Annotated in this window: 10 protein-coding genes; 1 reads left to right on the top strand and 9 read right to left on the bottom strand. The window is 62.3% G+C overall.

The genetic code is table 11. From position 1 onward, the window contains the following. Positions 1-243, bottom strand: a 243-nt coding sequence (locus UP10_RS11565) for a transposase (protein WP_502692175.1), incomplete at its 3' end; no start/stop codon positions are given. A gap of 211 nt (positions 244-454) precedes the next feature. Next, positions 455-1933 (bottom strand): aldehyde dehydrogenase family protein, encoded by a 1479-nt coding sequence (locus UP10_RS11560; protein ID WP_044587485.1) that lies wholly within the window; start codon positions 1931-1933, stop codon positions 455-457. Positions 1934-2052: 119 nt separating this feature from the next. On the opposite strand from UP10_RS11560, the gene UP10_RS11555 reads away from it, so the two are divergent. Next, positions 2053-3138 (top strand): substrate-binding domain-containing protein, encoded by a 1086-nt coding sequence (locus UP10_RS11555; RefSeq protein WP_044587456.1) that lies wholly within the window; start codon positions 2053-2055, stop codon positions 3136-3138. Between the two features lie 234 nt (positions 3139-3372). Here the strand turns inward: UP10_RS11555 and UP10_RS11550 are convergent, their stop codons facing one another. The 7 genes from UP10_RS11550 to urtA all read right to left on the bottom strand — a co-directional run bounded on the left by UP10_RS11550 (position 3373) and on the right by urtA (position 10004). Then, a complete protein-coding gene (locus UP10_RS11550) occupies positions 3373-3720 on the bottom strand; it encodes an FmdB family zinc ribbon protein (protein ID WP_044587455.1) in 348 nt (115 codons plus the stop codon). Between the two features lie 90 nt (positions 3721-3810). Then, a complete protein-coding gene (fmdA, locus tag UP10_RS11545) occupies positions 3811-5040 on the bottom strand; it encodes a formamidase (protein ID WP_044587454.1) in 1230 nt (409 codons plus the stop codon). A gap of 25 nt (positions 5041-5065) precedes the next feature. Continuing rightward, positions 5066-5755 carry an urea ABC transporter ATP-binding subunit UrtE gene (urtE, locus tag UP10_RS11540; protein ID WP_044587453.1) on the bottom strand — a complete coding sequence of 230 codons (690 nt, stop codon included), beginning with the start codon at positions 5753-5755 and terminating at the stop codon, positions 5066-5068. Positions 5756-5822: 67 nt separating this feature from the next. Then, positions 5823-6578 (bottom strand): urea ABC transporter ATP-binding protein UrtD, encoded by a 756-nt coding sequence (gene urtD / locus UP10_RS11535; protein ID WP_044538471.1) that lies wholly within the window; start codon positions 6576-6578, stop codon positions 5823-5825. A gap of 12 nt (positions 6579-6590) precedes the next feature. Further along, positions 6591-7727, bottom strand: a complete 1137-nt coding sequence (gene urtC / locus UP10_RS11530) for an urea ABC transporter permease subunit UrtC (RefSeq protein ID WP_044587452.1) — start codon at positions 7725-7727, stop codon at positions 6591-6593. Between the two features lie 22 nt (positions 7728-7749). Continuing rightward, positions 7750-8676 carry an urea ABC transporter permease subunit UrtB gene (gene urtB, locus UP10_RS11525; RefSeq protein WP_044587484.1) on the bottom strand — a complete coding sequence of 309 codons (927 nt, stop codon included), beginning with the start codon at positions 8674-8676 and terminating at the stop codon, positions 7750-7752. Positions 8677-8795: 119 nt separating this feature from the next. Beyond that, on the bottom strand, positions 8796-10004 hold the full coding sequence (gene urtA, locus UP10_RS11520) for an urea ABC transporter substrate-binding protein (RefSeq protein ID WP_502692176.1): 1209 nt from the start codon (positions 10002-10004) through the stop codon (positions 8796-8798). Positions 10005-10191 lie beyond the last annotated feature (187 nt).

Below are 10191 nucleotides of genomic sequence, written 5' to 3'. Positions count from 1 at the left end.
CCGACGGCTCGCCCGCACCCGGTGCAAATAGCCGTAAATGTAAAGCTTCAGCAGGTCGCCCGGCGCATAGGGCGGCCGACCCAGTTCCTCGGCCGCAGCCTTCGAAAATCCCAACTCCGCAAGAGCCAGCGTATCTACAAACGCATCGATCACCCGAACCGGATCGTCGCGCCCCACCACCTCGTCCAGAACCTCAGGAAAAAGCGTCGTTTGATACCGCGACTGGCCCGTCACATGCGCCATCATAACCTCGAATCAAAGCCCGATCCCGACAACAATAGCCGATCAGGTTTTCACACAGCCTGGCAGGCCGGGACCCATAACCACAGGATTGCATTATCAAGGCACGCTGTGGCCCCAGCGTCGCAAAGCAATTCGCATTTGGGGTTATGGGTCCCGGCCTGCGCCGGGACGACACCTGTTGTGTGGTGTGCTCTCGCGCTTATTTACCACCTCAAACGTTGAGGTTCATCCACACCGCCTTGGGCTCCGTAAAGTTGTCGATCGCGGCGGTGCCGTGTTCGCGGCCGAGGCCGGAGTCGCGTTCGCCGCCCCACGGCAACCGCACATCGGTATAGCCATAGGTGTTGATCCACACCGTTCCGGCGCGCGCCTTCCTGGCGAAACGCTGAACGCGCCCGATGTCGGCGCTCCAGACACCGGCCGCAAGGCTATAGGCGGTGCCGTTGGCGATGCGCAGCGCATCGGCCTCGTCCTTGAATTTGATCACACTGACGACGGGACCAAAGATCTCTTCCTGCGAGATGCGCATCTCGTGTTCGACATTGGCGAACACGGTCGGGCGGATGAAATAGCCGCAGTCGCCGACGCGCTCGCCGCCGGTCGCAAGTTGCGCACCTTCCTGTTTTCCGATCTCGACATAGTCGAGGATCGAGCGCATCTGCTTCTCGGAGATCACCGGTCCTAGCACCGTGGCGCGATCCGCTGGATCGCCAATGCGCAAGCTCTCGGCGCGGGCGACCAGGCGCTCGACCACCTCGTCATAGGCCTTCTCCTGCACCAGCACGCGCGAGCCGGCCGAGCAGACCTGCCCGGCGTTGAAGAAGATGCCGGCTGCCGCAGCCTTGGACGCGGCTTCGAGATTGGCGTCGTCGAAGATGACGTTGGCAGACTTGCCGCCGAGCTCGAGCGACACCCGTTTGAAATTGCCGGCGGCGCCCTTCATGATGCCGCGGCCGACGCCGGGCGAGCCCGTGAACGTCACCTTGTCGATGTCGGGATGATTGACCAGCGCGTCGCCGACGACGCGGCCGGGACCGGTCACGATGTTGAGCACACCCTTTGGCAGGCCGGCCTCCAGCGCGAGTTCGGCGATCCGCAGCGCCGACAGCGAGGTCAGCTCGGCGGGCTTCATCACGATCGTGCAGCCGCAGGCCAGCGCCGGGGCGAGCTTCCACATCCCGATCATCAGCGGAAAATTCCACGGCACGATCGCGGCGACGACGCCGACCGGTTCACGGACGGTATAGGTCAGCGCGTCGTCGCGGGTGGAGACCACCTCGCCGCTGATCTTGTCGGCCCAGCCGGCGTAGTAGATCAGCGTGTCGATGGCGGCCGGAAAATCCTGACGCAGCACGCCTGAGATCGGCTTGCCGGCATCGAGGCTCTCGAGCGCTGCGATCTCGTCGGTGTGCTGCTTCAGCAGCTCGGCCCATTTCAGGAGAATGTGGCCGCGCTCCGCGGCGCGCATGGTGCGCCATGGCCCCTCGAAGGCGCGGCGGGCGGCGGCGACCGCACGATCGACGTCGGCCTCATTGCCCTCCGCAGCGGTCGCGATCACCTGCTCGGTGGCGGGATTGAGGGATTTGAAGGTGCGGCCGGACAGCGAGCGGACCCTGGCGCCGTCGATCAGCAGCAGTTCGTCCCTGACGGTCGGCGCCTGGCGGGCGTCATGGTCATATGCAACTGACATCATATTTCCTCCTGGTGTTGTTACCCCAACGTAGGAGGCATTCTCCGCCAGTAAATATGATATCTTGTACCTATTGGTATACCAGGATATGAAGTGTACTTCATAAGTGGCGAACCAAAATGCTGCAGATCGAGATCGAGACCGTCTGGCGTTTTCGGAAAGAGAACAGCCCGCAGACAACAGTCGTGATGCTCGGCATCCTCAACGAGATCCGAAAGACCGGGAAGATCACCAGCGCCGCCAGTCACGCGCATCTGTCCTATCGCCATGTCTGGAACCTGATCGAGCAGTGGTCGGAGTTCTTCGGCGTGCCTGTGGTCGAGACCCAGCGCGGCAAGGGCTCGAAACTGACGCCGTTCGGCGAGAAGCTGGTGTGGGCCGGCGAGCGCATGCAGGCCCGGCTCGGCCTGCAGCTCGAAAATCTCGCGCAGGAGCTGGTCACCGAGATCAAGCCGTTCCTGGAGCAGCGGCCTTCCGTGATCCGCGTCCACGCCAGCCATGGCTTTGCGGTGTCGAAGCTGCGCGAGTTTCTCGATCGCGAGAGCGGCATCGGCGTCGACCTGCGCTATGTCAGCAACCAGAACTCGCTGGTGTCGCTGGCCCAGGGCGCCTGCGATCTCTCCGGCGTGCATCTGCCGCGCGGCGAGTTGCGCGCGCAGGGCATCAAGGCCTGCGCGGAATGGCTCGATCCGCGCGAGGACCGGGTGATCAATTTCGTGACCCGCGAGATGGGCCTGATGGTCAAGCGCGGCAACCCGCTGAAGATCGCCTCGCTGAACGACCTGGTCGAGCGCAAGGCCCGCTTCGTCAACCGCGACCACGATTCCGGCACGCGGCTGCTGTTCGACCAGTTGCTGGCGCTGCACAAGATTCCCGAAAGCCGGATCAACGGCGCGCAGCAGATGGAATTCACCCACGCCGCGGTCGCGGCCTATGTTGCGAGCGGCATGGCCGATGCGAGCTTCGGCGTCGAGGCGGCGGCGCGGCAGTTCGGCCTCGACTTCATCCGGCTGCTCACCGAGGATTATTTCTTCGTCTGCAAGCGCGCTTTCCTCGAGACCGAGCCGATGCAGCGCGTGCTCGATATCATGAAGAGCGGCGAGTTTCACAAAGCCGTGGGCGCCCTGCCCGGCTATATCGCGTCGAATACCGGCGCGGTCAGCGGCGTGAAGGATTTTCTCGACAGGATGCATTCCGACCGTTGAGCCGCAACGCGCTTCGCCGGAATGACGGTGAACAAAGCGGGCGACGATGCCTCCACATCGTCGTCCCGGCCTAGTGCGCAATTGCGCACGGGGGGCCGGGACCCATAACCACAGGGTTGCGTTGTTGAGGCAGGCTGTGGCCCCAGCGTTGCGCATCAACTTGCATTCGTGGTTATGGGTCCCGGGTCAAGCCCGGGACGACAGCGGTGTTTGTGGCGCTGTCCGTGGCCTCAACTAGTGGCTGATCATCCACGGGCGCGCAGTCGGGAATCCCTTCGCGCCGCTCTTGGTCTTTGTCACCAGCCGCGCCGGTTTCTTCTTCCCCGTGGAGCAGCAGCCGCAGCCCGGACCGTGCGAGGCCTTGTACTGATCGAGCGTCTTCGGCGCATGACGGCTCTGTTCGTTGGTGGCGTGCGCCTTGCGCTTGTCCGAGGGCATGCAGAAGAACGCCGGCGCAGTCAGGATGACGCGCGGCGCTTCTGTTTCGCATTGCGGACAGTCCTGCGGCAGGTCGCATTCGGCCATCGGCCGCATGTCGGTGAACGGGCCGCAATCGTTGCAGAGATATTCGTAGACCGGCATTTTGCTATCCTTGCGCAATCGAGTGACGTGCGTCTGGCGGCGGGTGCGGGGCGGCCAATACGCAGCCGTCCCGCACCCTTCGCGCAGGGATCACTTGTCGGGCGAGATCGGCATCTGGATGTCGCCCTTGATGTGCTTGATCGGCCCGGCCGATGACGGCATCACGTCGAAGTCGAAGATCTCCGTCGGCAGCCACAGCGTGGCGCAGGCATTGGGAACGTCGACCACGCCGGAGATGTGGCCCTGGCATGGCGCGGTGCCGAGGATCGAATAGGCCTGGGCGCCGGAGTAGCCGAACTTCTTCAGATACTCGATCGCGTTCAAACAGGCCTGGCGATAGGCGATGTGAACGTCGAGATAATGCTGCTTGCCGGCCTCGTCGACCGAGATGCCTTCGAAGATCAGATAGTCCTTGTAGTTCGGGGTGATCGGCGACGGCTTGAACACGGGGTTCTTGATGCCGTATTTCGCCACGCCGTCCTTGATGATGTCGACCTTGATGTGCAGCCAGCCGGCCATTTCAATGGCGCCGCAGAAGGTGATCTCGCCGTCGCCCTGGCTGAAATGCAAATCGCCCATCGAGAGGCCGGCACCCGGCACGTAGACCGGGAAGTAGATCTTCGAGCCGCGCGACAGATCCTTGATGTCGCAATTGCCGCCATGTTCGCGCGGCGGCACGGTACGAGCGCCCTCAAGACCGATCTTGGCCTTGACGTCGCCCTTGGCCTGGCCGGCATGTGCGGTCGGCGCGAACGGCGGATTGGCGAGGCCGGGCACGCGGGTCGGGTCGGTCGCGATCAGCTCGGCTTCGCGCTTGTTCCAGGTCGCCAGCATCTTCGGATCGGGCAGGCAGCCGATCAGGCCGGGATGGATCAGTCCGGCGAAGTTGACGCCGGGGATATGACGCGACGAGGTGTAGAGGCCCTTGATGTCCCAGATCGACTTCTGCGCCAGCGGGAAGTGATCGGTCAGGAAGCCGCCGCCATTCTGCTTGGAGAAGAAGCCGTTGAAACCCCACAGGCTCTCCTTGAGCGGGCCGACGTCGAGCAGGTCGACGACCAGGAGATCGCCGGGCTCGGCGCCCTTGACGCCGATCGGGCCGGACAGGAAGTGCACGATCGAGAGGTCGATGTCGCGTACGTCGTCGGCCGAGTCGTTGTTCTTGATGAAGCCGCCGGTCCAGTCGACGGTCTCGATGATGAAGTCGTCGCCCGGGCTGACCCACTCGACGATCGGAACCTCCGGATGCCAGCGGTTGTGGATCTTGTCGTTTTCATAGGCCGACTTGTTCAGATCGACCTTGATCAGTGTATCAGGCATCGCGATGCTCCCCTTGGTTTACTGGTTAGACGGACAAATATTTCGAAATCTGCGCGGCATCGACGTTGGCGCGCGGATCGTCGCGGACGATCTCGCCGTTCTCGATGACGAGCACGCGGTCGGCGATGTCGAGTGCGAAGCTCAAGACCTGCTCGGAGACGACGATAGAAAGTCCCCGCTCGTCGCGGATGCGCTTCAAGGTCCGCGCCATGTCCTTGATGATCGACGGCTGGATGCCTTCGGTCGGCTCGTCCAGCAGCAGCACCTTAGGCTTGGTCGCGAGCGCACGGGCGATCGCCAATTGTTGCTGTTGCCCGCCGGAGAGATTGCCGCCGCGGCGGCCCTTCATCTCCAAAAGCACGGGGAACAGTTCGTAGATATCGCCAGGCACCTCAGAGCCACCGGAGACGACAAGCCCGGTCTCGATGTTCTCCTTCACCGTCATGGTGGAGAAAATCATGCGGCCCTGCGGCACATAGGCGAGGCCCTTGGCAACCCGCTGATAGCTCTTCATCGTGCCGAGCTCGGTGCCGTCCATGGTCACCGAGCCGCTCTTGGTCGGCAGGATGCCCATCAGCGATTTCATCAGCGTGGTCTTGCCCATGCCGTTGCGACCCATGATCGCGACGATCTCATTGGACGCGACCTGGACATTGAGGCCGTGCAGCACCTCGCTCTGGCCGTAAGCGACGTGGAGATCGGAGATTGCCAGCATGGCTGCGTTCCTATTTCCTGCGCATGATCTTGTCCGGAAACCGGACGCCACTTTCCGGGATCATGCGCTAGTGCCCCAGATAGACTTCAATCACCTTCGGGTCGTTCTTGACGTGCTCCATGGTGCCCTCGGACAGGATCTGTCCCTGATGCAGCACGGTGACCTTGTGGGCGATGTCCTCGACGAACTTCATGTCGTGCTCGATCACCAGCACCGAACGATCCTTGATGATGCGGTTGAGCAACTCGGCGGTCTTGGCGCGCTCGGACACGCTCATGCCGGCGACGGGCTCGTCGAGCATCAGCAGATCCGGGTCCTGGATCAGCAGCATGCCGATCTCGAGCCACTGCTTCTGGCCATGGCTGAGCTGGTCGGCATAGGTGTTGAGCCGATCCTTCAGGAAGATCATCTCGGCGACCTCCTCGACCCGCTGCTTGACCGCGTCGTCGCGCTTGAAGGCCAGCGACCCGAACACGGTGCGGCCGCGCGGGTAGGAGATTTCGAGGTTCTCGAACACGGTGAGGTCCTCGAACACCGATGGCGTCTGGAACTTGCGCCCGACGCCGGCCTGCACGATCTCGTTCTCGCGCAGCCTGGTCAGTTCCTGGCCGCGGAACTGGATCGAGCCCGATGTCGCCCTGGTCTTACCGCAGATCAGGTCGAGCACCGTGGTCTTGCCGGCGCCGTTCGGGCCGATAATGACGCGGATCTCGTTCTCTTCGACGTAAAACGACAGATCGTTGACCGCCTTGAAGCCGTCAAAGGAGACGGTGAGGCCGGAAACCGCGAGCAGGAAGTCTTTTGGCTGATGACCGATGAGCATAGTGATCCCTCCTCACTCGGCCGGTGCGCCGTCGGCGACATAGCCGGGCGCCGATTTCGGTTTGCGTGATGCCAGCAAGCGGTCGATGCGCGGCTGGACATAGTCCGCCCAGATCCCGGACAGGCCGTTCGGGAAGGCCAGCACGACCGCGATGAACAGCGCGCCGAGGCCGAACAGCCAGAGCTGCGGGAAGGATTCCGAGAGACTCGTCTTGGCGAAGTTGACGAGCAGCGAGCCCCAGACCGCGCCGAAGATCGACATCCGGCCACCGACCGCGGTGTAGATCACCATCTCGATCGAGGGCACGATGCCGACGAAGGACGGCGACATGAAGCCGACCTCGAGTGTGAACAGCGCGCCGCCGATCGAGGCGAACACCGCCGCGGCGCAAAACGCGAAGATTTTGAAGTTTGCAACGCTGTATCCGGAGAAGCGCACGCGGTCCTCCTGGTCCCTCATCGCCACCAGGATGCGCCCGAGTTTTGTCAGGCGGATGAATTGCGCGGCGGTAATACAACCGAACAGCAGCACGACCTCGACGAAGTACAGGATGAACTTGGCGTGGTCGGTGCGGATATCCCAGCCGTGTAGCGTGCGCAGGTCGGTGATCCCGTTGATGCCGCCGGTGTAGCCCTGTTGCCCGACGATCAGGATGGTGAGGATCGCCGCGATCGCCTGCGTGATGATCGCAAAGTAGACGCCGCCGACCCGGCGCTTGAACATCGCAGCACCAATGATGAAGGCAAAGAACGCGGGCACCACAAGGATCGCAATAATCGTCAGTGGAAAGCTATGGAACGGCTTCCAGAACAGCGGTATTTGCGTGATCTGGTTCCAGTCCATGAAATCAGGGATGCCCGGCGTCGACTGGATCTTGGTGTTCGCGACACTGGAGGCCTCGAGCTTCAGATACATCGCCATGCAGTAGCCGCCGAGGCCGAAGAACACGCCCTGCCCCAGGCTCAGAATGCCGCCATAGCCCCAGCACAGCACGAGGCCGATGCCGACGAAGGCGTAGGTCAGATATTTGGCGACCAGATTGAGGCGGAAGATATCCAAGAACAGCGGGAGAATGACAAAGAGTACGAGCGCCAGCGCGAAGAAGCCGATGAGTTCGGAGCGATTGAAAAAGCGCGAGTTGATGACCATGACTTTTATCGCCTGCCTGTTCTTACTTGCGGACCTTGAGCGCGAAGAGTCCCTGCGGCCGCACCATCAGGATCCCGACGATCGTCAGCAGCGTGATGACCTTGGCCATCGATCCCGACAGGAAGAATTCCAGCGTCGACTGGGTCTGCGAAATCGAGAAGGCCGAGGCGATGGTCCCGAGCAGGCTGGCGGCGCCGCCGAACACGACGACCAGGAAGGTGTCGACGATGTAAAGCTGGCCGGCGGTCGGTCCGGTCGAGCCGATCATGGTGAAGGCTGAGCCTGCGATTCCGGCGATGCCGCAGCCGAGGCCGAAGGTGTAGCAGTCGACCTTCTCGGTGTTGATGCCGACGGCACCAGCCATCACGCGGTTCTGCACCACGGCGCGGACCTGCTTGCCCCATTTCGACCAGTACAGCACATAGGCCACCGCAATGGTGATCAGCATGGTCAACGCCATCACGAACATGCCGTTGATCGGGATCTGGATGGAGTCGGTGGCCGGCCAGGAGCCCATCATCCAGTCGGGCAGTTCGACACCGACCTCGCGCGCGCCGAAAATCGAACGATAGGCCTGCTGCAGGATCAGGCTGAGGCCCCAGGTCGCCAGCAGCGTGTCGAGCGGGCGTTTGTAGAGATGGCGTATCAGCGCCCACTCGACCAGCATGCCGAGCGCGCCCGAGGCGATGAACGCCAGTATCATCGCCAGGAAGAAGTAGCCGGGAAACAGCGAGGGCGCGTAGTGCTGGACGGTCGTCGACGTCATCCAGGTGACGTAGGCACCGAGGATCATGAACTCGCCATGGGCCATGTTGATGACGCCCATCTGGCCGAAGATGATGGCGAGCCCCAGCGCCATCAGAACGTAAACGGAAAACAGGATGAGCCCGGCAAAGCCCTGCATCGCAAGGATGGCGCCGAGATCGCCAATTGAATAGTCGCCGAGCATGCCGTTCTCCGTCATTCCAGGGGGCTGGCGCCGCGACGCGTCGCCCGATCGTGGGACGTGGACGGGGACCGTCCACGCCGCGATGCGTTGAGAGAGGGCGCGCTCTTAGGCGCGCGATCTCACTGGTAGCCCTTCGGGAACGGATCCGGCTCGACGAGGTCGGCAGTTTCGAAGATCAGCTCGTACTGGCCGTCGGCCTTGGCGCGTCCGACGCGGGTCTTCGACCAGAGGTGATGGTTCTCGTGGATCCGGACATAGCCTTCCGGTGCGCCCTTGAACTCGACGCCGGGTGAGGCCGCCGCGATCTTGTCGATGTCGAAGGAGCCGGCCTTCTCCGCCGTTAACTTCCACAGCCACGGGCCGAGATAAGCAGCTTGCGTCACGTCGCCGATCACGGTCTTCTCACCCCACATCTTCTTGAAGGCGGGCACGAAGGCCTTGTTGTTGGCATTGTCGAGCGACTGGAAGTACTTCATGCAGGCATAGGCGCCCGCGATGTTCTCGCCGCCGATGCCGTCGATTTCGTCCTCGGTCACCGAGATGGTCAAGAGCGTCTGCTTCGACAGATCGATGCCGGCCGCCTTGAGCTGCTTGTAGAAAGCGACGTTGGAGCCGCCGACGATGATCGCGTAGATCACGTCGGGTTTTGTCAATTTGATCTTGTTGATGACCGAGTTGAACTGCGTGCTGCCCAGCGGGAAGTATTCTTCGCCGACCACCTTGCAGCCCTGCAGATGGCCCTCGATGTGCTTGCGCGCGATCTTGTTCGAGGTGCGCGGCCAGATGTAGTCGGAACCAAGCAGATAGAAGCTCTTCGCGCCCTTGGTCTTGGTGACCCAGTCGAGGCCAGCGATGATCTGCTGGGTCGCTTCCTGGCCGGTGTAGATGACGTTCTTGGACTGCTCGAGGCCTTCATAGAAGGTCGGGTAGTACAGCATGCCGTTGTACTGCTCGAACACCGGCAACACCGCCTTGCGCGAGGCCGAGGTCCAGCAGCCCATCACGGCGGCGCATTTGTCGTTGACCAGCAGCTTCTTGGCCTTTTCCGCGAAGGTCGGCCAGTCGCTGGCGCCGTCTTCCTGGATGAACTTGATCTTGCGGCCGAGCACGCCGCCGGCGGCGTTGATCTGCTCGATCGCGAGCTTCTCGGCCTCCACCGACCCGGTCTCGGAGATCGCCATGGTGCCGGTGACGGAGTGCAGGATGCCGACCGTGACTTCGCTATCGGTGACTGCAAGGCCTGTGGTGTTGACCACGGAAGTTGCAGGGACGTCCGCGAACGAGGGACGCGGCAACATCGTAATAGCCGGCAGCGCGGCCATTCCCATCAAGAGCTTGCGCCGAAGTGGCGACTTCAGGCCTGGTTTTGATACGTCTGACATGAGCACCCCATTGGTTCGAGAACGCTTATTGGTGGGGCAAGGATTGCTTACTTTTGTGCAGCGCACTGATACGTGAGATCGCGTATACTGCACCGCAAAATAGCGACGTAGGTTTCTGGTACGGGATTTGCCA

The organism is Bradyrhizobium sp. LTSPM299 (assembly GCF_000938235.1).
GTDB lineage: Bacteria > Pseudomonadota > Alphaproteobacteria > Rhizobiales > Xanthobacteraceae > Bradyrhizobium.
Note: the sequence above shows the minus strand (reverse complement) of the source record. Positions and strands in the feature narration are given on the sequence as shown.

What these genes read in the sequence shown, in the direction of transcription:
- UP10_RS11560 (WP_044587485.1), bottom strand. Translation starts at nt 1,933, where the DNA reads ATGTCAGTTGCATATGACCATGACGCCCGCCAGGCGCCGACCGTCAGG.
- UP10_RS11555 (WP_044587456.1), top strand. Translation starts at nt 2,053, where the DNA reads ATGCTGCAGATCGAGATCGAGACCGTCTGGCGTTTTCGGAAAGAGAAC.
- UP10_RS11550 (WP_044587455.1), bottom strand. Translation starts at nt 3,720, where the DNA reads ATGCCGGTCTACGAATATCTCTGCAACGATTGCGGCCCGTTCACCGAC.
- fmdA (WP_044587454.1), bottom strand. Translation starts at nt 5,040, where the DNA reads ATGCCTGATACACTGATCAAGGTCGATCTGAACAAGTCGGCCTATGAA.
- urtE (WP_044587453.1), bottom strand. Translation starts at nt 5,755, where the DNA reads ATGCTGGCAATCTCCGATCTCCACGTCGCTTACGGCCAGAGCGAGGTG.
- urtD (WP_044538471.1), bottom strand. Translation starts at nt 6,578, where the DNA reads ATGCTCATCGGTCATCAGCCAAAAGACTTCCTGCTCGCGGTTTCCGGC.
- urtC (WP_044587452.1), bottom strand. Translation starts at nt 7,727, where the DNA reads ATGGTCATCAACTCGCGCTTTTTCAATCGCTCCGAACTCATCGGCTTC.
- urtB (WP_044587484.1), bottom strand. Translation starts at nt 8,676, where the DNA reads ATGCTCGGCGACTATTCAATTGGCGATCTCGGCGCCATCCTTGCGATG.
- urtA (WP_502692176.1), bottom strand. Translation starts at nt 10,004, where the DNA reads ATGGGAATGGCCGCGCTGCCGGCTATTACGATGTTGCCGCGTCCCTCG.